Genomic DNA, 24,580 nt, shown 5'->3' with positions numbered 1-24,580 from the left:
GCCAGCGGCCACTCCGGGGTCAGTCGACCGCCAATGCGTCGACGATGTCGAGCCGGGCCGCGCGGACGGCAGGCGGGACCGCGCCGAGCAGGCTCAAAAGCGTTGCGGCGGCGGCATAGACCAGGGTCATCGGATTCGGGTGCGGGGTAACGTCGACGGTCAGGACGTGCGACATCGCCGGCGCGCTCAGATACTGCGTCACCGTGCCCGTCAGCAGGCCGATCGCGCCGCCGACCAGGCCGATGCCCGCCGCCTCGGCGAGGACCATCCGCAGTGTGAACCGGCGGCTGGAGCCGATCGCGCGCAGCACGCCCAGCTCCCGCCGCCGTTCCAGGACCGACAGCATGAGCGTGTTCAACAGGGCGATGGCGGCGACGCCGGTGACGATCCAGGTGATGCCGCGCGAGAGTGCCGTCGCCTGCTCCACCGAGGAGCTGACGCCGTGCACCGCGTCCTGCGCGGTGTACACGTAGACGTCCGGCGGCGCCGCCTGCCGGATCGCCGCCAGCACCGCGTCCCGGTCCGCGCCCGGCGCGAGATCGACGGCCAGATTCGTCGATCCCGGCCGGCCGAACCACTCGCGCAACTGATCCAGGTGCATCACCACCGCGCCGCTGAGCGCCGAGAAGTACGGCACCACATCGAGCACCCGGACCTGCCGCGGGCCGCTCGGCGTCGGCATCTGCACCGAATCACCCGCGCCGACGCGCAGTGACCTGGCGATGTCCCTGGACAGCACCACTCCGTCGCCGGCCAGGAGTTGATCGCGCAGACCGTCGCTCAGCGACTTGTAGATCTCGTTGGGTGTCCCCGGCACGCAGCCGTAGATCATCACCCGCTGAGCGCCGAGCGTCGCGAACGTGATCTGTCCCGGGATCACCTGCCGCACCCCCGGCACGGCCGCCACCTTCGTCTCGACGTCGGCGGGCAGGATGGGCGCGGTCGGAATCACATCCGGGGTAGTCGAACTCACGTAGAAGTCGGTGTCGGCGAGCCCGGCCCACGAGGTGGACGCCGCCTCGACCACGTCCTTGTTCGTGCCGGTGAGCGCCACGATCGACACGACGGCGATAGACACGGTCATCAGCGTCGCCCAGGCCCGCCGCGGCGCGCGTTCGATCGTCGTCGCACCGAGGGCGCCCGGCGGACCGAACCGGCGCGCGACCGAAACCGCCACTCGCACAATCGGTCCGGTGAACACGAAGCACAGGCTGATCGACGCGGCGGCCATCAGCCCGACGGAGGCGATGGACAGCCGACCCAGATCCGTCACCGCCATCGCCACCGCCCCGGCGCCGCCGAACACCGCCACCAGCGCGGCGATCACCTGCAACGCGCGGCTCGGCACATCGGACCGGGAGACGCCGACCGGCGACAGCGCCTCGATCGGAGCCACCTTGTACACCTGCCGCGCCGCGACCCCCGCCGCCACCGTGCTGGCCAGCAGGCAGGCCAGGATCGCCGCCGGAACGGCATAGCCGGGCAGCAGGAATTCCGTTCGCGTGTCGATGGATTGGACGATCGCCGACGGCAACTGATCGATCGCGGCTCGTCCCGCGAAGATGCCGAGCACCGCGCCGATCGATCCGCCGATGACGCCGACCACCGCAGCCTCGGCGAGCAGGTCGCGAATGATCGCCCGGCGCTTTCCGCCGATCGCGCGCAACATCGAAATCACCGGGCGGCGTTGGCTTATCGCCATGCTCATCGCGATATAGACGAGGAATCCGGCGACCACGAGCGACACCGAGGCGGACAGCAGCGTGGTCGCGCGCAACAGCGAGATCACCCCGCTGGACTGCGCCGCGCGAAAGCTCGGATCGGCGACGATCGCGCGCCCGGCGACCGCGTCGCCGATACCGCCGCGCACCTGGTCGAGCGATGCCCCCGGCGCGGTGGTCACCAGGACCGAGTCGAGACGACCCGGCCGCTCGGCGGCGCGCTGCGCGAGCGGCAGTGGCGCGATGACGAACTGTCCACCGTTGAGCCGATCGGCCACCTCGCCGGAAAGCACCGCCGCGACAGTCACTCTCGCCGCACCGAAGTCAAAGGACGAACCCTCCGCACGTCCGAGCGCCTGCCCCACCGCGACACCGTTGGGCACGGTGAGCAGCTTCGCGCCGATCTGATCCTGCACCGTGCGTTGCAGATCGCTGCGCAGCTTGCCGATGCTCGCGTCCACGCCGAGGAGCAGGATTCGATCGGATCCCGAGCCGATCTGCGCACGCACCATCGGTACCGCCGCGTCGACACCGGGGACCGCCGCGATCTGCGCCCGCAGCGAGTCGTCGAACCCCGCGTCGGAGATGCCGGACACCTCGAGATCGGCGTTGCCGCCCAGACTCTGGGTGATCCGCTGCAGCGAGCCGGTGACCGACCCGGTGATGCTCAGCACGGCGACCAGCAGAGCGGCCGATACCGCCACCACCGTGAGCGACATCAGCGTGCGCCCGACATGACGCAGATCGTCGCGAATGTTGAACACGCGCAATCGATCCCACGCCGCGGCAATCACCCCGGCACCTCGGCCGAATAGGTCGGCTCGTCCGAGCCGAGCTTGCCGTCGCGCAGCGTGATCACCCGATCGGTCGCGGCCGCCGCGTCGGTATTGTGCGTCACCATGACCACCGCGCGGGACTTCTCGTGCGCGAGGGTGGCGAGCAGCGCCAGGATCGCGTCGCCGGTCTTGGAGTCCAGGTTGCCGGTCGGCTCGTCGGCCAGGATCAGCGGCGGGTCCATGATCAACGCCCGGGCGACCGCCACTCGCTGCATCTGGCCGCCGGACAGCTCGGAGGGCCGATGCTCGGCGCGGTCGCCGAGCCCGACCAGTTCGAGCAACCGCAGCGCGTCCGGCTTCGCCTTGGCCATGCGCGCGCCGTCGAGCAGCTTCGGCACGGCCACGTTTTCCCACGCCGACATGGTCGGCAGCAGATTGAAGAATTGGAAGACGAAACCGACTCGGTGCCTGCGGAACTCGGACTGCGCCTCGTCGCCGAGATCGGAGATTTCTGTGCCCTGGAACAGAATCGAACCGGAATCCGGGGTATCCAGTGCGCCGAGCAGATGCAGCAGCGTGCTCTTTCCCGCACCGGACGGTCCCACAATCGAGACGAACTGGCCGCCGCCGATCGTCATGCTGATCCCGTCGAGCGCCCGCACCGACTGGCCGCCGACCCGGTATTGCTTAGTAACCTCGGTCAGCGCCAACATCGGGCTGTCCGGGCCGGTCGGCGCCTGCTGTCCGGGTGTCGTGACGACCCCCGCCGGCCCGCGCGAAATTCGTTCCAAGCCATACTATTCAGGTTACGGGGTAGGTCGTCGCGGCGACATGGTTCCACCCGCCAAGTTCTTGTCATACCGTGGGTGGAGACGAAAGGCCGCTCATGGCACGATGCACAAACGGCCGAGGCGGATCTACGCTGACCGGGTGAGACTAATGCGGACGCTGTATCACGCTTGGAAAGATCTCGCGCACCGCAGAATTACCTCTCTGCCCTATGGGTATTCTCCAGCGGTCGTCGTGGTTACCGCCGCATTGGTGTTCGTCGTCGTGGTCGTCGCGGTGGAGCAGCGGAACGCGCTGATTCCGCCGGGGCTGCCAATTCTGGCCGGTGTCATCGCGTTGATTCCGTCGCTGCTGTTCGCCGCCTTCGGCGTGCCGCCCCGGCCGATCTCCTTGACAGTGACAATGATCGGCGGCACCGCGCTGCTGCTGTGGTCGGCGCCGGTCGAATCCGATCTGGCCCCGTTCATCCTGGTGATTCTGGTCGGCGAGGTCGCCGCGATTACCCGGGTGGTGCCGACCATTCTCGTTGCGCTCGCCGGCGGGGCCACGCTGGCGGCGGCCGATATCACCGGACATCTCTACGGCGCGCTGCCGCAATACCTCACGGCGATCGTGCTCGGCTGTTTCGCCGGATTCATCGTGCAACTGCAACAACGGCTGCAGGAAAACGAACAGGCGCTCCAGGAGCGGAAGATCGAGCAGGCCGCGAGCGCGGAGCGGCAGCGGGTCGCCCGCGAGGTACACGACGTCATCGCGCAATCGCTGAGCCTGACCATGATGAAGCTGGCCGGGGTGCGGCAGGCGCTGGTCCAGGACCGCGACATCGACGAGGCGGTCGACGCGATGACCGACACCGAACGGCTCGGCAGGCAGTCGATGTCCGACATCCGGCGCACCATTCGGCTGCTCGAGGTGGAGCCGATGACCGTTATCCCCGAACCCGACGTCATCGATATCGGCGAACTGGTCGCCGAATTCGTCCGGAGCGGAATACAGGTGAAGTATGTGGTGCAGGGGGATTGGCGCTCGGTGTCCGCCGTGACCGGTCTCGCGCTGTACCGGATCACCCAGGAATCGCTGGCCAATATCGCCAAACACGCACCGAGTTCGACCGCGATGATCGATCTGCGCATCACCGATTCGACGGCGACCCTGGTGGTGGTGAACGACGCGCCGCGGTGCCGGACGAGCCGTGCGCGCAGCGGCGCCGGCCTGCGGAGTATGCGGCAGCGGGCCGAATTGCTCGGTGGCCGATTGCAGGTCGGTCCCGGCGACGACGGCTGGCTGGTGCGGGCGGAATTGCCGAACGGGGCCGGCCCGGGGGATATGCTCCGGCCGTTCCAGGGGATGACGTGAACGGTCAGACGCCGGAGCGCCGGACGATTCTGTCCACGGTTCGCGGGGCGAAGGCGCCGAGTACGCGCAGGGACCGCGCATAACGCGGTTCGATCCGCACCGGGCGTTTCCGGATCGCGGTCACGATCCATTCCGCCGCTTCCGCGGAACTCAGCACCGGCAGATTGGCGTAGCTTGCGGTCGGCGCGATCATCGGCGTGCGGACGAACGGATAATTCACCGAGGTGACCGCGATCCCGGTGCCTGCGAGTTCGGCGTTCGCGGTCCGGCTGAACGCGGCGAGCGCGGACTTCGAACCGAAATAGGCGGCGAAGTTCGGCGCGGTATCCGCCGCGCTGGTCGCGGTGCCGACGTTCACGATATGACCCGACCCGTGTTCGAGCATCGCGGGCAGCAATGCGAGCGTCAGCCGCACCGGTCCGAGATAGTTCAGCGCCACGGTGCGTTCGAAGTCGTGGAATCGGTCCAGCGATTCGGTCAGCGGTCGCCGAATCGAGCGTCCCGCATTGTTCACCAGTACGTCGATCGGCGAATACCGCGGCAGAATCCACTCCACCAAACGGTCCACGTCGCCGGTATCCGATACATCGCAGCAGCGGTATTCCGCGGAACCACCCGCCGCGGCGATTTCCGCGCACACGGCTTTCAGTTCGTCCGCGCGCCGCGCGACCAGAATCAGGTGCGCGCCCGCCGCGGCCAGCCGCACCGCCGCCGCGCGGCCGATGCCCGACGACGCACCGGTGAGCAGAATCCGTTGTCCCGCAACGCTTTCGTTGATCTCCGCGGCGCGCCCGGGCCGATGCAGCGACCTCGGCGGCCGCAGCGCCCACACCGGCGGGTGTCTCATCCCGCCCGACCGTTGAGATGCGCCTCGATCGCGGCGGCGGAGGTGAGCGACGGCGTGACCTCCGGCTCGATCCGAAGGCCGAACTCCGCCTCCAGCGCCAGCATCAACATCATGTGGTGCAGCGAATCCCACCGCTCCAGGTTGTGCGTGGCCGGCTGGTCCGGCAGGTCCGCCTCCGCCACGTGCAGCACGGTGCCGAGCACCGTGCGCACCCGGCGGGCCACGGTCGCGGTCTCCGCGTCCGATGTCATTGCCACAGCCCCGCTTTCGCCTCGATGACCCGATCGAGCGCCGCCGCGCCGAAGTGCTCGAGCAGCACGGAGATCCATCGCTCCAGGCCGAACGCGGCGCACCCGGAGAACGCGAACGAGCCGTCGTCCAGGGTGATCGCGCATCGCTCGCCGAAGAAGTTGCGGTGGAAGTTGATCGAACCGATCGCGACCGGTCCGCCGCCTCCGGTGTAGACGAATTCCTCCTTGACCGGAAACAGTTGCTGCATCAGCTTCCGCGGCCCCGACGCCTCGAAGAACGGATCGCTGGACGCCTGCACGTCGAGCGGTAACCCGATCGCCTCGGCGAACGCCAGCACCGTCTGCTTGAACGTCCGCACGTGCTCGATCACCGCCTCGTTCGCGCCGACACAGACGACCTCGCGCATGGTGAAGCCGAGCAGCCGCCGGTCGTGATACTCCTGCTCCCGGCGGAAGCAGGAGCACACCGTGGTGACTCGCCGATCCCGCTCGATGGTCGAATCCCGCAGCGCCAGATACACGTTGAAGCAGGCGGCCGAGGGCAGCGCGTACTGCGCGGGGCGCAGATCTTCGGCCGGAACACTGTCGATACGCGTCGATTCGACGTAGCGCTGCTGAGTCTCGTTGTCCCGCAAGCCGGTTGCGAGTACCGCCAGGTGCGGGAAGTTGCGGAAGTAGTCGAGGCCGGCCAGCTCCGCCACGGCGATCAGCGGCGGAAACAGCTGTCGCGTTGCTCCGGCCTGCAGCGCCCAGCCCTCGAATATCGCGTCGAGCGCGGAGCGGAGGGCGACCGCGTCGTCGTCCAGCGTGGCGAGCCCCGCGCGCACCGCGAACGGGGCGTGGGCCCGGCTATCGGGTCGAGTCATCGAAAAACCTCGCCTTGATCCGGTTGACGGTGCGAAAGTCACTGGGGGAGACGCTGTCCAGGGTGATCTCCCGGCCGGTCGCCTCCTCCAGGCGGTACAGGAACTCCACGAACATGAGCGAGCTGATGATCCGGTTGTCGATCAGATCCAGGTCGGGGTCGATGTCGACCAGGTCCGGACGGCGCTCCCGCAGGAAGCCGACGACGAACTCGACCCCGCCGCCGACGGTCATGCCGCGGCCCCCTCGGTGAATATCCTCGACTTGACCAGGTAGTCGGTCGGCCGCCGCAGCACGCTCGTGGTGAACTCCCGCCACCGAGGCGATTCGAGTACCCGGCGGCGCGCGGCATACGGGTCCGGGATGCCCGCGTCCCGGTAGGCCGCCGGGCTGGCCAGCGAGTCCATCGAGGCCCGCATGTAGTCCCTGAGGTGGCGCTCCAGCTCGCGCAGCTGTTCGGCGGGCAGCGTGTGCGCCAGCTTCGCGTACAGGTGACCGACGATCTGCCTGCCGAATGCGATGTGCCTGGACTCGTCGTGATGGTGAATCGCGTTGACCTGCTTGATGGTCTCGTGCAGACGCTGGTCGACGCCCAGCTTCGCGTTGAAGTAGTCGACGATCTCCTCGAAGATCCACAGCCGCGCGAACACCAGGAAGTTGGCCGCCTCGGCCTGGTCGGCGTTGTTCCAGCGAAGCTGCTTGTCCTCGTAGATCTTTCCGCCGTACTTGAGGCAGAAGGTGGCGAAGAACCACATGTGCTCGTTCTCTTCGCCGACGATGTGATGCAGGTATTCCGAGGCCATCTCGAAGCCGCGGGTGTGGATCCGCCCGATGATCTCGTTGAGCAGTTCGCGGATGCCGTGCACATTGAGGCTGTAGAAGTTGATGCTCTCCCATTTGCTCAGCCGGTGCAGTTGCTCGATGCCGAGCTCGTCGGCGACGTCGGTGCCGTGCACCGACATCAGCTCCGGGCTCATCCAAAAGGTCTCCTCCGGCAGCGATTTCGGCCACTGGAACAGCTTGTACGGGTCGTAGTAGTCCCGCTCGGACATCATGCAGAGCCGGTCGAGCGTCTCGCGGAGCTTCTCGTCGGTGTCGTTGAGCGCGGGTGCCGCGGTCATGGTTTCTCCCTTCGAAGTTCGGCCGGTGCCGAGTCCGGCGAAACGGGCAGGATGACGGCCTCGACGGACGGTTCCGAAACCGTGCCGCGGCAGCCGTGCGTGGCCAGTGGCTGCGCCGCCGAGAGTGCCGTCGGCAGGAGCCGATTGGTGCGCGCGCTGATATCGGGGCGATCGAGCAGTGGATTGCTGTCGGGCAGCATCGAGGAGAACAGCCCGAAGATCGGGTCCAGGATCTTGATCGTGCCGTCGGTATCGACGACCTCCACCCACGCGTGCACCAGGTCCAACATGCCGAGCACCCAGCCGCGTCGCGTGCGTGCGGTCAAACCCGCTGCCTGACATTGCCGTTCCAGATAGAGGCTGGCGGTGACGCAGGTGGCGATGCCACGCGGCAGCAGGGTGTCGACCTCGGCCTGGATCGCGGCGGGTAATTTGCTCCACCGCAACGAACGCGCGAGAAAGCCGGCGTAGATCTCGCGCACCCGCGCCGACCGGATCTCGGTGAATTCGCCCGCCACCCGAATCTCGGCCTGGAGGCGCAGCGTCTGCCCGGACGACCGCAGGCGTCCGGCCGCATCGGCCTCTATGTGCCCGGGCAGCCGGATTTCCCCGCCGTAGAGCTGCGGCGCGGGCACGGCGAGCGCGGACCCCGGATCGCCGTCGCAATACCGCGGCGCACGGCAATCGACGTCGGCGGTGAAGGTCCAGGTCCGGGCGCGGGTCAGCTCGTCCGTCGGCAGCGACATCCACCGCAGCGCGTAGCGGAACGCCAATTCCGGTGGGGTGCGGCCGGATCCGGTGTGCAGGGCGAGATTGAACAGGTCGCGCTGATCGAAACGCAGCCGCGCGCCGTCGCGCGTAGCGGGCAGGCCGCGGCGCACCAATTCGGCAAGGGTGTCCTCGTCGCACCCGAGGAGCTGTCGCGCCGCGACCGGATCCGTATCCGCTCGGCGTAGGGCGGCCGGTATCGGGAAGAAGCCGGCCAGGGTGTCGAAGAGCCGGTCGGTCGCCTGCTCGGTCACGCGGCCTCCCGGGCGGGACGCCACATCGTGGTCAGCACGTCACCGCTGGGCAGGTGGCACAGCTCGCGCGGCTCGAAGCCGACGAGGGCATACAGCTGAGCCAGCAGGGGCGCGCTCGCCTCCAGATACGCCGAGCGGCCCGCGTTGTCGACGTGACGATCGAGCACGGTCCGCATCAGCATCATCCCGATGCCGCGCGTCCCCTCCTCCGCGCCGATCTGCCAGAAGTGCACGTGCGCCTGCGGCGGTTGCAGGCCGCTGAAGTCGTTGTACGCGCGCAGCGCACGAAGTGCCGAGAACGGCCCGGCGATCAGGCCGGGCAGCACGCGCGGCGGCCAGGTCCACCAGGGAAAGCCGCGTTCGCCGTCCAGGAACGCGAGGACGACGCCGACCAGCCGATCACCCTCGTACCCGCCGTACACCAGACCCTTGCGGCCGTAGGCGATCAGCATCTCGACGAGGAAGAACAACCGCAGCACGAGCAGGCGATGCCGGCGCGCCCGCGGCCACACCGCGGTCATCACCGGATCGGCGAGAAACGCGTCGGCGAGCAACCTGGCCGCGGGCCACGCCTGCCGCAGCGGCAAGCGCTCCACCCTGGTGCTGCTGTTCATACGGCCAATTAATCAACCCCCGCGCCCGTGCCGGTACCCCTAGCGCGGGATAAGGGTGCGCGTCTACAACAGTTGGCCGTGCACGAAACCCGCCAGCAATACGAGGAATCCGCCGATCTCGCCGATGATCAACGTGACCATGTACACGCCCGTACCCCGTACCGGATTACGCAACTGATTATCGGTGTCCTGTCGCCAGCCGTGCCAGACATAGGTCGCGATGGCAATGACGAAGTAGGGCAGCAGCACCGCGGCGGCGATCAGGTTCACCGCGGTCGGCCAGTCGCTGAGCTCGACGAATACCGCGATGAGCAGCACCGCGAAGGAGTACAGCAGCGCGGCCCGGTGCGCGATGCTGACGTACGGATGCGCCTGGTGTTCCGGTGATACCACGATCTGCCGGTATTTCCATGCGCCGAGCAGCAATGCCCAGAGAAAGATCAGCCCGGCCACCAGCAGTAATACTTTGGTATCTGTCCCCAGGATCATCGGCACAGTGTAGGTATCCGCACGTCGGGCCCGACACCCTTACTCCACTAGGGGTTTCGACGGTCCGGCGGCTTTTGGGTTAATGGCACGACGTTGAAAAGCACCACTCTGTGCGGGGAGCTATTCGTGACCGTTGTCCGGGCCGGCCGTAGGGGAGATCACGTGTCTTCCGGCATCGCCGCCGCCGCTGTGCAATTGGCGGTGACCGAACTCGTCGCGCGGGCGATACCCGGTCTCGGTTCCCCGCTGTCGGCCGTGCAGCGGGCCGCCGTCGACCGGTCCTCCGCGCCGCTGTCCGACGCCGCGCTCACCCTGGTGGGCGGGTACGCGAAGCATCTGCTCGGCGCGGGCCTGATCGGCGGCATCCTCGGCAACGGTGCCGCGGCCGGGCTGGCCGTGCCCCGGGTCGGTGCGGTCGGGACCGGCCTGCTCGGCATCACGGGTGTCGTCGGCGCGCTGGGCAGCCTGACCCGGCCGGGTGCGCCGTCGCACGCCGCGCTGCCTGCCGCGGCAGGCACCGCCGCCGGAGTGCTCACCCAACTCGCACTCGGTCGCCGCGGGTGGCGCACCGCCGCCGTACTGGCGGGCGGCGCCGCCCTCGCGATCGCCGGGACGCGCAGGCCGCCGGCGATCGAGCGGGACGAGATCAAGCTGCCGCAGCCGGCCACGCTGCCCGCGCCGCGGGCCGACATGGAGTTCGGCATTCCCGGTGTGCGGCCGCTGATCACGCCGGTCGAGGACTTCTACGTGGTGCACATCGCGATCGATATGCCGCGGGTCGCGCTGCCGGATTGGCGGCTGCGGCTGACCGGTGAGGTCGAGCACGAGCTCGAGCTGACCTACGACGATCTGCTGGCCATGCCCATGGTCGAGGTCTACTCGACCATGGTCTGCGTGCACAACCACATCGGCGGCCCCCGGGTGAGCACCGGCCGATGGCTCGGCGTACCGGTGGCCGATCTATTGGCGCGAGCGGGAGTTTCGCCCGGCGCGGATCAATTGCTGGCGCACTCGGTCACCGCGGACGCGCTCACCTCCGGTCTGCCGCTGGACACCGCGCGCGACCGATCGATCCTCGCGGTCGGCTTGAACGGTCAGCCGCTGCGCATCGAGCACGGCTTTCCGGTCAGGCTGCTCACACCCGGCTCCTATGGTCAGTGGGCGAACGTGAAATGGCTGGAGCGACTGGAGGTTACGCGCTTCGCCGACGCTCCGGACTATTGGGCCCGGCGCGGCTGGCCGTTGACCGGCTGGGTCCGGCCCGGCTCGCAGATCGATGTGCCGGCCCGGTTCGCCGCCCTGCCTGCGGGGGAGACCATCGTCGCGGGGGTCGCCTGGCATCCACCGGAGGGGGTGCGCTCGGTCGAGGTGTCCATCGACGACGAGCCATGGGCCGCAGCCGAACTCGCCGCGGAGCTGGCGCCGACGGCCTGGCGGCAGTGGCGTTTCCGCTGGCCTGCGACACCGGGCCGGCATCGGATCCGGGTGCGCTGTGCCGGGCAGGAGTCGCGCACCCGATCGGCATTCCCCGAGGGATTCGGCGGCTACCACACCGTGCGGGTCGAGGTCGGGACGGCCGATTCCCCGCTGCGGCGCGGGCTGTCGATCTGGGCCGACGAAATGCTGACCAGGGCGAGGTACGCCACGCACGTGCCCGGAAGTTGGCTCGGCGTTACCGGGCGAAGGCCGAACCCGGCCTCGGGCAAGGGTTTCGAGTGAGCGCGGAAGGGAGTGGGTGGCCGATGCCGAGGCACGTTGTGACGATCACGCTCGGCGAGCTCAAATGGACCAACTTGCTGTATGCGATCGGTGGGCGGGCGGATCGGCCGGGCGCGCCGCGGCCACACCTGTGGACCGCGTTCTTCAAGGTCGACGGGGACAGCGTGCAGGGCAACGGGCACGGTGGATTGGCCGGCACGCCGGAAATATATGTCACCGATCGAAACGACGGCGACCCGATATTCCCCGCCGCGCAAGCCGAACGTTGGGTCGCCATACCGAGAACGGTCGGACAATGGTCGGGGACATTGTCACCAATTCCCGCGGCGGCCGGTCCGCGCGACGACCACGAAGGCCCGGGATTGGTCGGTGTCGCCGTCGCCCTCCTGCAGTCCCAAGGCTTTTCGATCGAGGCGACGACCGCGACTCGCGCCGCGCTGGACGACGCCATCCGAACCGCGATTTCCCGGGCGGTCGCGCGAGAATCCCTGCCCGACATCTATGTTCGGTTGCCGGACCGGGTGTCTGCGGCGCTGTGCGCGGCGGATCACCGCGGATTGTCTCGCCCGTCGGACCAGTTGCTCGGCCATCTCGTGCTCACCTGGTGTCAGCCCTGGTCGACCGGAAGGTATGCGAATCAACCGCTCTGTTCGGGTGGCGACCAGCTGTTCTCCGGAAAACTGCGCGCCGGCTGGTGGGAAGAATGGGAACTGAACGGTCTTGTCGCCACGCGCGACATAGTCGACGGTTCGACGGTCTAGTTCGACGGATTCGAGACAACCAGGCGGGCGGGAATGGATAGAATACGGTCCGGGATGGGGGAGGGTTGAGGCCCAATGGAATTCTCGGTTCTCGGGACACTGACGGTCACCGCGAACGGTGCGCCGATCGAGCTGGGCGGCGCCACCCAGCGGGCGGTCCTCGGGTACCTGTTGCTGAATGCCAATCAGATGGTGCCCATTTCGCAGCTGATCCGGGTGCTGTGGCGGGACGATCCGCCCTCCACGGCGCGCAAGATGGTGCACAACTCCGTCTGGTCGATCCGGCGCAGCATGGTCGCGCCGCGCGGGCGCGCGGTGAAGCTGGCCACCCAGCCGCCCGGGTACGTCTTCCGCGTCGATGACGATTCCGTCGATCTGTTCCGCTTCCGCCGGTTGGTCCGGCAGGGCCGCCAGGAACTCGACCGCGGCGCGATCGAGCGCGGAATCGACCTGCTCAGACAGGGATTGGCGCTATGGCGCGGCCAAGCGCTGGCGGACGTGGTCGATCAGGCGCAGCGCTGGTCCGAGCTCGTCGCCATCGAGGACGAGCGGCTCGGCGCCTACGAGGACTGTCTCGAGAACGAGCTGGCCTGCGGGCGGCACCGGGAACTCACCGCCGAGCTAGAGCGGCTCACCGCGGCCCAGCCCCGCCGGGAAAGCCTGCACCGGCTCTACATGCTCGCGCTCTATCGATCGGGCCGTCAGCTCGACGCGCTGGATGTCTTTCAGCGAGTGCGTACTTCGCTGGTGGACGGGTCCGGCGTCGAACCGGGACGCGAACTGCAACGCGTCCACGAACTGATCCTGCGCCACGACCGATCCCTCCACTCGGATCCCGGCCGGACCGTGCTGCACCCGTGATCAGCTGAGCAGCTCGTCCGCGCGCATGGCGAAGCGCAACTCGGATCGGCTGCCCACCTTCAACTTTCGGAACACCCGGGTGAGGTGCTGTTCGACGGTGCTCGTGGTGATGCCGAGCTGCTCGGCGATGTCCCGATTGCGTTCGCCGTCCGCCGCGAGGGTCGCCACCCGCAACTCGGCCGGGCTCAACGCCGATCGGATCTCGGCCGACGAACGGATCAGCACGGGCTTTTCCTCGGCGGTGGCGTTGCCCGCCAACGCTTTCGCGCCACACCGCCGGGACAGTCGATCGGCGTTGCGATGCAGCGCGCGGGATCGATCCGGCTGCCCCGCGCGCCGATAAGCCTCCGCGAGATCCTGGAGTACCCGGGCGATTTCGAGCTGATCGTCGTGCGATCGCGCGATCGCCTCGGACTCGCGCAGCAGCGCGAGGCCCTCCTCCGGTTTGCCGGTCGCCGCGAGCAGCCGCAGCGAAACGCCGCCGGTGCGGTGCGCGCCGGGCCGGCCGAGCTCGGCGAGGTGCATACGCGCGTAAGTCCGCGCATTGTCCCGGTCGCCCATGGCCAGGTACGCCTCGGCCATATCGTTGCGCCACGGCACCACGACGGGCAGATCGATCTGCCAGCGCTGCATGAGTTCACCGCAGCTGCGGAAGTCCTCGAGGGCGTCGTAGAACCGGTGCGTCGCCAGATAGAGATGACCCCGGGCATGGAGATAGCGCAGCCCGAACCGGGACGCGAACATCGGCAGCGGTACCGCGCGATCGAGCTGCGCCTGCGCCTCGCGATACCGTCCGGCCGCGGTCAGCGCGCGGATCAGCGTGGCCACCGGACTCCCGACCCAGGTGCCGAGATTCTTGGCCGACACCTGATTCAGCGCGCGCTGCGCATAGTGCTCGGCCGCGGTCAGGTCGCCGCGGCGCAGCGACACCTCGGCGCGCAGGCCGGCGAACACGGACTGCCAGGTCGGCGCTGACCGGGCGTTCGCCTCGGCCAGCAGCACATCGCACCAGGTCTGCGCGAGATCCAGGCGTTCGGCGTGCACGAGTCCGGCGATCGCGGTGGCGAGCGGCTCGACGGTCGCCGAGTTCAGCCGGTGCTCGGTCAGCAGCTCCTGTGCGGCAATCGCGATCTGCCCGATGGGTTCCCGCGCGGTGATGGCGGACAGCACCGTCGCGGCCTGCCGGTCGGCGGAGGCGGCATCGGTGCCGGGTTCCTGCACCGGTTCGATCTCGCGCGGGCCGTGGGTCGGGACCTCGGGATGGGTGTAGGCCAGCCAGGCATAGAGGAAGGCGACCTCGTCGGAGTTCGAGTCGGTGCCTGACGAGCGCTCGAGCGCGTCCAGGGCGACCTGCGCGTCGTCGACCTGGCCGTGCCACAGCTCATAGCGGACCAGGAACGGCAGCATGCGCCAGTTCAGCAGCCCGGCGCGCGCGGCAACCGTCGTGCGCACATAGCTTCTGGTCGCGGGCGACGGATTCACCTGCCATTCGATCGACAACAGCCGTCCGGAGATATCCGCGCGGTCGGCGGCGTGCAGGCTCGCGCGATAGGCGAGGGTGAGGCATTGGACCGCGCGATAGATCTGGTTCTGCAACATCGCGTCGTCGGCGGCGGCGAGCAGCACCGCCGACGACCACGGATAGCGCGCGTAACCGGCGCCGAGCAGCAGCCCGGCCACGGTGCGCGCGGATTCCTTGCCGAGCTGGAGCAAACCGGCGGCTCGGTGGAACAGGCTCTTGCGCGCGTCGACCGGCGTGTGCCGCAGGACGCGATCGCGGAAGTCGGCCTGCTGAAACCTGGCCGCCGCCGCGTCGACCAATCCGGCGGCGGACAGGCGGCCGAGCGTGGACCGCACGGCGGACTCGTCCGCCTCGAGCAGGGCGGCGACCCGTTCCGGCGTCGCGGCCTCGTCGAGCACGGCGATCGCCTGCGCGATCCGCCACACCTCACCGTCGCCGATCGGCAAGGGCGGCATGCCATTCGAACGCGCCACCCCGGCCGGGCAATTCGGATGTTGTGTGGAATGCATTCGACTCACTTGTGCCTCCAGCGTGCCGCGCCGATCGCCCTGCGTGAAAAAAGGTGAGGTGCTCTCCATACGTCAATACGGGAACGTGGTCGACCTCGATCGGCTAGCATTCCCCCACCCAATCTTGCGTCAAACAGTGCATCGCACCCGCGACGACGTTGTCAAGATTGCGGTCCACTCTGCGCGGGAATTAGCAAGACCCTGTCATATGACCCGCAAAATGAACGTGCGGTGACCCGGTGCTGCTAGGCGGCACATATCCTGGACGCGCGACCGGCGCCGGGTCGGCCGCCCGAGTTCGCGATTACTCCGCAATTACCCGGCCTGGTTATTATGGCACGGGATTACCCGGCGTCGCGGCGGGGCGCGATAGGGGATCGCCTAGGGGTTTCTGCCTGCTGTCCGGCACGCGATCGTGGGTGGATGCACACAGGCGGAGCAGATTCCAGTGCCCGGGGTGAGCCGGGCGTGCACCTCGATCCGGGCGATAACCGGGCCCGCGACTTCCCGCGGTCGGCGCTGGCCGAAGATCAGTGGGCGGCGCGCGCGATACTGGCCAAGCGGGTGGCGGCCAAAGCACCGAATATGGTGCTCGCCAGCGCCTATATCCCGATCGACGGCGCCGTCGCCTGTTATCTGCTGCATCGAATTCTGAGCCGTGCCGGTGAATCCGGAACACAATGGCATTCGGTATTCGCCAATTCGGGCGTAGACGCGGTCGGCACCGTACTGAAATACGTGCGCAACCGCACCAACCGCAAAGAACCGGGGACGTCCTGTCGAATTCTGGTATTGGACCCGACCGGAACCATCGCGCACGCGTCCGGTCACATCGTGCCCGGCCTGCGCTCGATGGTCGACGACGGCCTGCGCATCGTCGCCGATGTGCCGAGTTTCGTTCGGCACGCGGCGGATTCGTGGAGCGCCTACCTCGTCGTTCGCGACGGTCTCGACGATCATGAGTTGACCAGGGTGCGGGACGTGCTCGCGGGGCGCAGGGGTGTCGTCGCCCACGGTGCGCTGCGCGACGAGGCGGCGTTCGCCCGTATCTGCGCCACGCCACCCGACGGCGACATCGTCTTCCTCGGCGAGGTGTGTGTCAAGGGTCAAATCCCCTGCGGGACAGTGTCATTCACCCGCGCTGCGTTCGCTCTCTGGAACAACCTGGCCGACAGCATCGCGCATATCTCGACCTTCGGCGGTAACGGCATCGCGGTGCAGATGCTGTGCGACACCCTGATCGAGCGGCGCCCCCTCGATCACCGCGCGGCGGCGGTCGTCGACCGGATCCGGCATCAGCCGATCGTGCGGCGGGCCAGGCTGCGGATGCACGCCAATTCGTGGCAGACCCGCAATATCGACATCGGCGGCGTCAACCTGACCTTCGACAAGGCCGACGGCGTCAGCTACATCTCCGGCGACCGGCGCTACGTCGACCTGGCCTCCGGCGCCGGGCCTGCCTTCCGCGGGCACAATCAGCAATCGCCCGACGTCATCGCCTCGATCGGCGGCACCGGACGCGAAACCGAGCTGCTGGAAAAGAAACTCGGCGCACTGACCGGGCTGCCGGTCATGCTGCCCTCGATCAGCGGGGCGAGCGCGGTCGACAACGCGATCCTCGCCGCGCTGAGCGCGCGACCCGGCCGCGGCACGGTGGTCACGTTGCACGGCAACTACTCCGGCAAGGGGCCGATGTCGATCGCGGTGAGCCGGACCAGTCCGTTCCTGCGCGAACTCGATCATCATCCGTTCCGGCCGTACCCGGTGCGGATCGTCGAGGTGCCGATGGACGATCTGGCGATGCTGCGTACGACGTTGCGCCGCACAGATATTGCGCTGGTCTGGATGGAAGCGGTGTTCGGCGCGGAGTGCCTGGAGATACCGAGGGCGGTGCTCGACGAGATCGCGCGGGCGCGCGAGTCGTCGGGCTACCTGGTCGGGTACGACGAGATCTTCTCCGGCTTCTGGCGCGGCGATCCCGGCCACTTCCTCGCCAGCGCGACGCACGGGGTGCCCGCCGATCTGATCGCGGTGTCGAAAGGCCTGAGCGACAGCCTCGTTCCGATCGGCGCGACGATGATCTCGGCAGCGGTGATGGACGACCTGACCGCGTCGTCCCCGGACATGGCGAGCTGGCTGCGGTCGCACTACCGCAGCGATTTCGGGGCCGGATTGGCGCTGGCCGCGCTGGCGGAGGTCGACGGTCGAGCGACGCGGGCCGAACTCGTCCAGGCCCTGGAGTCGATGCTGGCCAACGCATCTCGATCGCCGATGTTCACCGGCTACCGCCGGGTCGGGCTGTTCGGCAAGTTGTTCGTGCGGCGGCCGCCGCGGATATTCGGGCCACTGCGCCGATATCTGGAGGACTACTTCGAGGTACTCATCTCCAGAATCCTGGCGACGCGATGCGGCGTGATCCTGCTCGGCATGCGCGTGCTGCCGTGCACCGCCGGCGGACACGACGCCGAACTCATTCGCGCGCTCGACGACACGGGTCGCTATCTCGGGCAGCTGAATCGGCCGCGATTCCTGCGCACGATGGTGACCTCGGCACTGCACTTCGCCGCGCTGGAAACGGCGACGATCCTCGTCTCGATCCGAGAGCGAATCGGCGACCGCAGGGCGAAATAGGGGACCGCCCTAGGGGTTTCAGCGAATTCAGGGTTTTGGCAGCATAAAGCGCAACTGCGGGTCCCGGCGTCGGGCGGAGGGGTTCGACGCGCCGACCGCGTCCCGCGATCGCCCAACGACAGAGGTTGTTCCGATGGCAAACGAAAACGAGCTCCGCGCATATCTGAAGAAGGCGATTCTCGAGTTGCAGGATACCCAGCAGCGCCTCGACGATGTGGAGTTCCGGGCGCACGAGCCGATCGCGATCGTGGGGATGGCCTGTCGTTATCCGGGCGGGATCGAATCGCCGGAGCATTTGTGGGCGGCGGTGGCCGAAGGCCGGGACCTGATTTCGGAGTGGCCGACCGATCGCGGCTGGGATGTAGACGGACTGTACGACCCGGATAATCCGGGGCGGGAGGGGAAGTCGTATGTCCGGGTCGGCGGATTCGTGCACGACGCGACGAAATTCGACGCCGCGTTTTTCGGGATCAGCCCGCGCGAGGCGCTGGCGATGGATCCACGGCAGCGGACCGCGCTGGAGTCGGTGTGGGAGGCGATCGAATACGCCGGCATCGACCCGACGAGTCTGCGGGGCAGCGACACCGGCGTCTATCTGGGGATGATGTCCGACTTCTACGGTCCGCTGACGCTGGAGGGCGGACGCGAGGAATTGGACGGTGTGCTGCCGTTCCTGATGACGGGCCAGGAGGCCAGCGTCGCGTCCGGGCGGGTGGCCTACGCGCTGGGATTGCAGGGCCCGGCCGTGACCTTGGATACGGCCTGCTCGTCGTCCTTGGTCGCGGTGCACCACGCGACGCAGTCGCTGCGCTCCGGCGAATGTTCGCTGGCGCTGGCGGTCGGGGTGACCATGATGGCGTCGCCGGTGCCGTTCGTCGGGTTCTCCTTGCAGCGCGCGCTGGCGCCGGACGGGCGGAGCAAGTCGTTCGCGGCGGCGGCGGACGGAACGACCTGGAGCGAGGGTGTCGGCACCCTGCTGCTGGAACGACTCTCGGACGCGCGCAGGCACGGGCATCCGGTGTGGGCGGTGGTGCGCGGGTCGGCGGTGAATCAGGACGGCACCTCGAATGGGCTGACCGCGCCGAACGGGGTATCCCAGCAGCGGGTCATCCGGCAGGCCCTGGCCAACGCCGGCGTAGCCGCGCACGAGGTCGACGTGGTCGAGGCGCACGGCACGGGCACCGTGCTCGGCGATCCGATCGAGGCGCAGGCCCTGCTGGCCACCTACGGGCAGAATCGCACTGCGGGACAACCACTCTGGCTGGGGTCGATCAAGTCGAACATGGGTCACACACAGGCCGCCGCCGGCGTCGCCGGGATCATCAAGCTGGTCGAGGCCATGCGCCACGATGTCGCGCCGCCGACCTTGCACGTGGATGCGCCGACGCCGCATGTGGATTGGTCATCGGGGGAGGTGCGGCTGCTGACCGAGGCGCAGCCGTGGCGGCCACGCGCTGATCGCCCGCGCCGGGGCGCGGTGTCCTCGTTCGGGATCAGCGGCACCAATGCGCACGTGATCGTCGAGGAGCCACCGCAGGATGCGAGCGCCGCGGCGGTGCCCGCGTTCGATCGATCCGGCCTGGCCGCGGTGCCGTGGGTGGTGTCGGCGAAGAGCGATCAGGCGTTGGCCGGGCAGGCCGCGAAGCTGCTCGACTTCGTGCGGCGCAATCCGGACCTCGATGTCGTGGACGTCGGGTGGTCGCTGCTGTCGCGTGCGGTGTTCGAGCATCGTGCGGTGGTGGTGGGGCGGGACAGGGCCGAACTGGTGGCCGGTCTGTCCGCGCTGGCCGAGGGCGGGGACGCGCCGGGGGTGGTTCGGGGGCGGGCCGACGCCGGTGCGAAGACGGTGTTCCTGTTCCCCGGTCAGGGAACGCAGTGGGCGGGCATGACGGCCGGGCTGCTGGCGACCTCGCCGGTGTTCGAGGCCGAATTGCGCCGTTGCGCCGAGTATTTCGCGGAGCTGGTGGACTGGTCACTGCTGGACGTGCTCGACGGCGTGCCGGGGGCGCCGGATCTTCAGCGGATCGACGTGGTTCCGCCGGTGCTCTTCGCGGTGATGGTGTCGTTGGCGGCGGTGTGGCGTTCGCTGGGCGTCGAACCCGACGGCGTGATCGGTCATTCGCAAGGCGAGATCGCCGCCGCCTATGTCGCGGGCGGACTGCCGCTGCGGGATGCGGCGCGGTTGATCGTGCAGCGCAGCCGGGCACTGACCGACATCGCCGGGACCGGTGCGATGATCTCGGTACCGCTGGATCTGGCGACGGCGCGCGAGCGAATCACCCCGTGGGGTGACCGATTGAGCGTCGCGGCGGTGAACGGCCCCGCGGCGACGGTGGTCTCGGGCGAGGTCGCGGCCATCGATGAGATCCTGGCCGAGCTCGTCACGGAGGGGATTTCGGCCCGCCGGATCGCGGTCGACTATGCGTCGCATTCGGCCCAGATCGATCTGATCCACACCGCGCTGGTCGAATCCATGGACGCGGTGCGACCGGAGAGCGCGGCGACGGAGTTCATCTCCGCGGTCTCCGGCGATCCGGTCGATACCGGCGTGCTCGACCTCGACTACTGGTTCCGGAATCTGCGTGAGCCGGTACGGTTCGACAAGGCCGTGCACACCGCCTACGAGCTCGGATATCGCAGCTTCGTCGAGTGCGGGCCGCATCCGGTGCTGTCGGTCGGCGTGGAGCAGTTCCTCGACGGGGTCGACGACCACGGCGATGTGTTGGTCACCGGTTCGCTGCGCCGCGACGACGGCGGGCTCGACCGGTTCCTGGTCAGTGTGGCCCAGGCGTACGTGCGGGGCGCCGCGGTGGATTGGTCGGTTCTGTTCGCCGGGACCGGCGCGCGTCGAATCGCGTTGCCCACCTACGCGTTCGACCGAAAGTACTACTGGCTCGAGCCGAGCGGCGATGCCAACGTCACCGCCGCGGGCCTGCAGACCGCCCAGCATCCACTGCTCGGTGCGGCCCTCACCCCGGCGGACGGCGGCGGGTTGATCCTGTCGGGGCGGTTGTCCTTGCAGTCGCATCGATGGCTCGCGGATCACCGGGTCGGCGGCGCGGTGCTGCTGCCCGGCACCGCCCTGGTCGAATTGGCCCTGCATGCCGGTGAATTGGTCGAGACGCCGGTGTTGGGTGAGCTGATTCTCCAGTCACCGTTGCTGATTCCGGGTTCCGGGGCGGTCGAGCTGCAAGTCGTGGCCGGTGCCGCGCAGGAGTCCGGGGACAGGTCGGTGTCGGTGTATTCGCGTCCCCAGATGTCCGGGGACGAGGCGGCCGCCGGCCCGTGGACGCCGCACGCGGTCGGTGTGTTGCGTACCCACCGCGACGAGGCGCTGGACGACAACGAGTTCGGCACCTGGCCGCCCGCCGGTGCGGTCGCGGTGGAGCTGGCCGACCTGGCCGAGGTCTACGCGGGGCTGGCGGCGCTCGGGTATCAGTACGGTCCGGTGTTCCAAGGATTGAAAGCGGTGTGGCGACGCGGAGATTCGATCTTCGCCGAGGTGGCCCTGCCCGAGTCGGCCCGGAGTGAGGCCGAGCGATTCGGCCTGCATCCGGCCTTGCTGGACGCCGCCCTGCACGCGGTCATCGTGACCGCGACCGCCGGCGTGGCCGGCGAGGTGCGGTTGCCGTTCTCCTGGGAGGGCGTCTCGCTGGAAGCCGTCGGCGCGTCCTCGCTGCGGGTGCGACTCGCGGCGACCGGGCCGGATTCGATCGCGGTGACCATGGCCGATCCGGCGGGCGGCATCGTCGCGAGGGTGGCGTCGCTGACCACCCGCTCGACGTCGGTCGAGGCATTGGGCGCCGTGCGGGGCCCGGTGGTCGACGACGCGTTGTTCGGCCTGAACTGGGTGCCGGTGACGGCCGCGGACGAGGTGCCCGCGGCGAGGTGGCAATCGTTGCCCGGCAACGGATCCGGGAACGGCGCGGCCGTGGCGGAGCGCTACGTGGGGTCGGCGGGCGAGTACGTGGTGATCCGCTGCTTCGCCGGGATCGGCGCCGGTCCGGACGTCGCCGCGCCGATCCGGGCCCGCACCGTCGAACTGCTCGCTCGGATACAGGATCTGCTGGCCGATGCGGGCTCGCCGGCATCCATCGTCGCGGTGACCTCCGGCGCGGTGTCGGTGCACGGCACGGAAGACATCGCGGACTTCGCCGGCGCGGCCGCCTGGGGTCTGCTGCGCAGTGCGCAGAACGAGAACCCCGGCCGCATCGTGCTCGTCGACGTCGACGAGCCGGCCGGCTACCGGGAGGCGGTGGCCACCGCGCTGGGCATCGGGACGGAACCCCAACTCGCGCTGCGCCATGGCGCGGCGTATGCCCCGCGGCTGGTACGCGCCGGAGCGGACACCCTCGGTGCGCCGGAACTGCTCGACCGCGGCGACTGGCAGATTGTCACCCGTGGCCGAGGGACGCTGCACGGCGACAACCTGCTCGCGGGCGAGAACCCCACGGCGGGAATGACACTCGCGCCGGGACAGGTGCGGATCGAACTGCGCGCGGCCGGGCTGAACTTCCGCGACGTGCTGATCGTCCTCGGCATGTATCCGATCCAGAACACGCCGGTCGGCGGCGAAGGCGCGGGCGTGGTGGTCGAGATCGGGCCGGAGGTCACCGATCTGGCCGTCGGCGACCGGGTGTTCGGCATGTTCCCGGGCATCGGTGCGACGGTGATCGCCGATCAGCGGGTCGTCACGCGGATGCCGGCGGGCTGGTCCTTCGCCGAGGCGGCATCGGTGCCGGTGGTGTTCGCCACCGCGTACTACGCGCTGGTGGACCTGGCCGAGGTGCGGGCCGGTCAAACGTTGCTGGTGCATTCCGCGACCGGTGGCGTCGGCATGGCCGCCGTGCAACTGGCGCGGCACCTCGGGCTCGAACTGTATGTCACCGCCAGCCTGCCCAAGTGGAACGTGCTGCGGGACATGGGTTTCGCGGACGACCGGATCGGCGACACGCGCAGCCTGGACTTCGAGGCGAAGTTCCGCGGCGCCACCGAGGGGCAGGGCGTGGACGTGGTGCTGGATTCGCTGGCCGGGGACAAGGTCGACGCCTCGTTGCGGCTGCTGCCCCGCGGCGGTCGCTTCATCGAGATGGGCGTCACCGATGTTCGCGAACCCGGCGAGATCGCCAACCGGTATCCGGGGGTCGACTATCGGCAGTTCATGTTGCCCGCGGTGCCGCCGCAGCGGCTGCACGAGATCATGGTCGAGCTGGTCCGCCTGTTCGAATCCGGTGTGCTGCGGCCGGTTCCGGTGACGGAGTGGGACGTGCGACGGGCACCGGAGGCGCTGCGTTTCCTCAGTCAGGCCCGCCATATCGGCAAGAACGTGCTGACCATGCCGCGCAGACTGGATCCGAACGGGTCGGTGCTGGTGACCGGTGGCACCGGTGGCCTGGGCGGCGTGCTGGCCCGGCATCTGGTGACGGCCCGCGGTGTCCGGCATCTGGTGTTGACCAGTCGGCGTGGTCTCGCGGCCGCGGGCGCGGCGGAGCTGGTCGCCGAGCTGTCGGAGTCGGGTGCCGCCGTCGACGTGGTGGCGTGCGACGTCACCGATCGGGGCGCGGTGCAGCGGTTGATCGCCGGCATCGATGCCGAGCATCCGCTGACGGCGGTGGTCCACGCGGCCGGCGTCCTCGACGATGACCTGTTCACGGCGCAGACTCCGGAGTCGGTGGCTAACGTGTTCGGCCCCAAGGTGGATGCCGCCTGGCACCTGCACGAGGCGACGCGCGAGCTGCCGCTGGCGGCGTTCGTGCTGTATTCCTCGATCGCCGGAGTGCTCGGCGCCCCTGGGCAATCCAACTACGCGGCGGCGAACGCGGTACTGGACGCGCTCGCCCACCATCGCCGGGTGCTCGGCCTGCCCGCCACGTCGATGGTCTGGGGCTTCTGGTCGCGCGCGACCGGCATGACCGGTCACCTGCAGGACGCGGACCGGGATCGGCTGCGCCGCGGTGGTTTCGCCGGAATCTCCGACCAGGACGGGATGGCGCTGTTCGACGCCGCGCTGGGATCGGGCCAGACGCTGATCGTGCCCGCGCGGATCGACGTTGCTGCGCTGCGCAAACAGGGCGGCGAAATCGAGGACATCCCGCCGCTGCTGCGTGGCCTGCTGCGGTCCGCGCGGCGGGTGGCCGACGGCGGTTCGGTGGAGTCGTCCAAGCTGGTGGCGAGTCTGCTCGGGCTCAGCCGGGGCGAGCAGGAGCGAATCGTCCTGGAGGCCATTCGCGCCCATGCCGCGGCGGTGCTCGGCCACGAGTCCAGCGACGCGGTCCCGCCCGATACCGCGTTCATGGAGTTGGGCTTCGATTCGCTCGGCGCGGTGGAGTTCCGCAACCGGCTGCAATCCTCGGCGGGGGTGAAGTTGCCGACGACGGTGGTGTTCGACTATCCGACCTCGATGGCGCTGGCCCGTTTCCTCACCGAGGAGATAGCGCCGGCGGACGACCCGGCGGCGCGGCTGCTCGACCAGGTCGATTCGCTCACCGCCGCATGGACATTCGCCGAATTGGCGCCGTCGGATCAGGACGTGCTGGCGGCTCGGCTGGACGACCTCGCCCGCCGGATCCGCGCCCGCGCGCCGGAGGCCGCCGACGAGGATCTCACCGGCGCCGACGACGACGCGATCTTCGATTTCATCGATCAAACCGATCCGCTGGTGGATTCCGGTGGACCGCACTGATTCTCGCGCGGTCCGCCGATCGCCCTAGTTGCAGAGGTTGTCCCC

17 protein-coding genes are annotated in these 24,580 nt (G+C 68.8%); 6 read left to right on the top strand and 11 right to left on the bottom strand.

Annotation, left to right across the window (positions count from 1 at the left end; genetic code table 11):
* Window positions 1-19: 19 nt before the first annotated feature.
* Window positions 20-2,515 carry an FtsX-like permease family protein gene (locus ACFQ9K_RS10175; RefSeq protein ID WP_378717677.1) on the bottom strand — a complete coding sequence of 832 codons (2,496 nt, stop codon included), beginning with the start codon at window positions 2,513-2,515 and terminating at the stop codon, window positions 20-22.
* Window positions 2,512-3,210, bottom strand: coding sequence for an ABC transporter ATP-binding protein (locus ACFQ9K_RS10170; protein ID WP_378717712.1), 699 nt, complete (start codon window positions 3,208-3,210; stop codon window positions 2,512-2,514). The genes ACFQ9K_RS10175 and ACFQ9K_RS10170 overlap by 4 nt, the downstream gene beginning before the upstream one ends.
* A gap of 310 nt (window positions 3,211-3,520) precedes the next feature.
* Here ACFQ9K_RS10170 and ACFQ9K_RS10165 point away from each other — a divergent pair, with 310 nt between their 5' ends.
* Complete coding sequence (locus ACFQ9K_RS10165; protein WP_378717675.1) at window positions 3,521-4,642, top strand: sensor histidine kinase; 1,122 nt, start codon at window positions 3,521-3,523, stop codon at window positions 4,640-4,642.
* 4 nt (window positions 4,643-4,646) lie between these two features.
* On the opposite strand, the gene ACFQ9K_RS10160 is transcribed toward ACFQ9K_RS10165, so the two are convergent.
* The 8 genes from ACFQ9K_RS10160 to ACFQ9K_RS10125 form a co-directional block, all read right to left on the bottom strand.
* Complete coding sequence (locus ACFQ9K_RS10160) at window positions 4,647-5,489, bottom strand: SDR family NAD(P)-dependent oxidoreductase (protein WP_378717674.1); 843 nt, start codon at window positions 5,487-5,489, stop codon at window positions 4,647-4,649.
* A complete protein-coding gene (locus ACFQ9K_RS10155; protein ID WP_378717673.1) occupies window positions 5,486-5,740 on the bottom strand; it encodes an acyl carrier protein in 255 nt (84 codons plus the stop codon). Before ACFQ9K_RS10155 ends, ACFQ9K_RS10160 begins: the two co-directional genes overlap by 4 nt.
* Window positions 5,737-6,606, bottom strand: coding sequence for a hypothetical protein (locus ACFQ9K_RS10150; RefSeq protein ID WP_378717672.1), 870 nt, complete (start codon window positions 6,604-6,606; stop codon window positions 5,737-5,739). Before ACFQ9K_RS10150 ends, ACFQ9K_RS10155 begins: the two co-directional genes overlap by 4 nt.
* Complete coding sequence (locus ACFQ9K_RS10145; RefSeq protein ID WP_378717671.1) at window positions 6,590-6,838, bottom strand: hypothetical protein; 249 nt, start codon at window positions 6,836-6,838, stop codon at window positions 6,590-6,592. The genes ACFQ9K_RS10150 and ACFQ9K_RS10145 overlap by 17 nt, the downstream gene beginning before the upstream one ends.
* Window positions 6,835-7,725 (bottom strand): diiron oxygenase, encoded by an 891-nt coding sequence (locus tag ACFQ9K_RS10140; RefSeq protein ID WP_378717669.1) that lies wholly within the window; start codon window positions 7,723-7,725, stop codon window positions 6,835-6,837. The genes ACFQ9K_RS10145 and ACFQ9K_RS10140 overlap by 4 nt, the downstream gene beginning before the upstream one ends.
* On the bottom strand, window positions 7,722-8,747 hold the full coding sequence (locus ACFQ9K_RS10135) for a hypothetical protein (protein ID WP_378717668.1): 1,026 nt from the start codon (window positions 8,745-8,747) through the stop codon (window positions 7,722-7,724). Before ACFQ9K_RS10135 ends, ACFQ9K_RS10140 begins: the two co-directional genes overlap by 4 nt.
* Window positions 8,744-9,361 (bottom strand): hypothetical protein, encoded by a 618-nt coding sequence (locus ACFQ9K_RS10130; RefSeq protein ID WP_378717667.1) that lies wholly within the window; start codon window positions 9,359-9,361, stop codon window positions 8,744-8,746. Before ACFQ9K_RS10130 ends, ACFQ9K_RS10135 begins: the two co-directional genes overlap by 4 nt.
* A 63-nt stretch (window positions 9,362-9,424) precedes the next feature.
* A complete protein-coding gene (locus tag ACFQ9K_RS10125; RefSeq protein WP_378717666.1) occupies window positions 9,425-9,850 on the bottom strand; it encodes a hypothetical protein in 426 nt (141 codons plus the stop codon).
* 162 nt (window positions 9,851-10,012) lie between these two features.
* Here ACFQ9K_RS10125 and ACFQ9K_RS10120 point away from each other — a divergent pair, with 162 nt between their 5' ends.
* From ACFQ9K_RS10120 to ACFQ9K_RS10110, 3 genes are all read left to right on the top strand, one after another.
* Window positions 10,013-11,569: a molybdopterin-dependent oxidoreductase gene (locus ACFQ9K_RS10120; protein WP_378717664.1), complete on the top strand. Its 1,557-nt coding sequence runs from the start codon at window positions 10,013-10,015 to the stop codon at window positions 11,567-11,569.
* Window positions 11,570-11,592: 23 nt separating this feature from the next.
* Window positions 11,593-12,330 (top strand): hypothetical protein, encoded by a 738-nt coding sequence (locus ACFQ9K_RS10115; protein WP_378717663.1) that lies wholly within the window; start codon window positions 11,593-11,595, stop codon window positions 12,328-12,330.
* A gap of 75 nt (window positions 12,331-12,405) precedes the next feature.
* A complete protein-coding gene (locus ACFQ9K_RS10110; RefSeq protein WP_378717661.1) occupies window positions 12,406-13,191 on the top strand; it encodes a BTAD domain-containing putative transcriptional regulator in 786 nt (261 codons plus the stop codon).
* Here the strand turns inward: ACFQ9K_RS10110 and ACFQ9K_RS10105 are convergent, their stop codons facing one another.
* Complete coding sequence (locus ACFQ9K_RS10105; RefSeq protein WP_378717659.1) at window positions 13,192-15,222, bottom strand: LuxR C-terminal-related transcriptional regulator; 2,031 nt, start codon at window positions 15,220-15,222, stop codon at window positions 13,192-13,194.
* Between the two features lie 423 nt (window positions 15,223-15,645).
* Between ACFQ9K_RS10105 and ACFQ9K_RS10100 the strand changes: the two genes are divergently transcribed.
* Both ACFQ9K_RS10100 and ACFQ9K_RS10095 read left to right on the top strand, forming a co-directional pair.
* Window positions 15,646-17,853 (top strand): aminotransferase class III-fold pyridoxal phosphate-dependent enzyme, encoded by a 2,208-nt coding sequence (locus tag ACFQ9K_RS10100; RefSeq protein WP_378717657.1) that lies wholly within the window; start codon window positions 15,646-15,648, stop codon window positions 17,851-17,853.
* Window positions 17,854-17,986: 133 nt separating this feature from the next.
* Window positions 17,987-24,535, top strand: coding sequence for an SDR family NAD(P)-dependent oxidoreductase (locus ACFQ9K_RS10095; RefSeq protein ID WP_378717656.1), 6,549 nt, complete (start codon window positions 17,987-17,989; stop codon window positions 24,533-24,535).
* The last annotated feature ends 45 nt before the right edge of the window (window positions 24,536-24,580 follow it).

This window comes from Nocardia sp. NPDC056564 (assembly GCF_042793755.1).
Taxonomy (GTDB): Bacteria; Actinomycetota; Actinomycetes; order Mycobacteriales; family Mycobacteriaceae; genus Nocardia.
This window is presented reverse-complemented; position numbering and strand designations above follow the sequence as displayed.

Excerpts from the sequence above, each read along its gene's own strand:
- ACFQ9K_RS10115 (WP_378717663.1), top strand. The coding sequence starts at position 11,593 with ATGCCGAGGCACGTTGTGACGATCACGCTCGGCGAGCTCAAATGGACC.
- ACFQ9K_RS10160 (WP_378717674.1), bottom strand. The coding sequence starts at position 5,489 with ATGAGACACCCGCCGGTGTGGGCGCTGCGGCCGCCGAGGTCGCTGCAT.
- ACFQ9K_RS10125 (WP_378717666.1), bottom strand. The coding sequence starts at position 9,850 with ATGATCCTGGGGACAGATACCAAAGTATTACTGCTGGTGGCCGGGCTG.
- ACFQ9K_RS10100 (WP_378717657.1), top strand. The coding sequence starts at position 15,646 with ATGCACACAGGCGGAGCAGATTCCAGTGCCCGGGGTGAGCCGGGCGTG.
- ACFQ9K_RS10130 (WP_378717667.1), bottom strand. The coding sequence starts at position 9,361 with ATGAACAGCAGCACCAGGGTGGAGCGCTTGCCGCTGCGGCAGGCGTGG.
- ACFQ9K_RS10105 (WP_378717659.1), bottom strand. The coding sequence starts at position 15,222 with ATGCATTCCACACAACATCCGAATTGCCCGGCCGGGGTGGCGCGTTCG.
- ACFQ9K_RS10150 (WP_378717672.1), bottom strand. The coding sequence starts at position 6,606 with ATGACTCGACCCGATAGCCGGGCCCACGCCCCGTTCGCGGTGCGCGCG.
- ACFQ9K_RS10095 (WP_378717656.1), top strand. The coding sequence starts at position 17,987 with ATGGCAAACGAAAACGAGCTCCGCGCATATCTGAAGAAGGCGATTCTC.
- ACFQ9K_RS10110 (WP_378717661.1), top strand. The coding sequence starts at position 12,406 with ATGGAATTCTCGGTTCTCGGGACACTGACGGTCACCGCGAACGGTGCG.
- ACFQ9K_RS10140 (WP_378717669.1), bottom strand. The coding sequence starts at position 7,725 with ATGACCGCGGCACCCGCGCTCAACGACACCGACGAGAAGCTCCGCGAG.
- ACFQ9K_RS10145 (WP_378717671.1), bottom strand. The coding sequence starts at position 6,838 with ATGACCGTCGGCGGCGGGGTCGAGTTCGTCGTCGGCTTCCTGCGGGAG.
- ACFQ9K_RS10170 (WP_378717712.1), bottom strand. The coding sequence starts at position 3,210 with ATGTTGGCGCTGACCGAGGTTACTAAGCAATACCGGGTCGGCGGCCAG.
- ACFQ9K_RS10155 (WP_378717673.1), bottom strand. The coding sequence starts at position 5,740 with ATGACATCGGACGCGGAGACCGCGACCGTGGCCCGCCGGGTGCGCACG.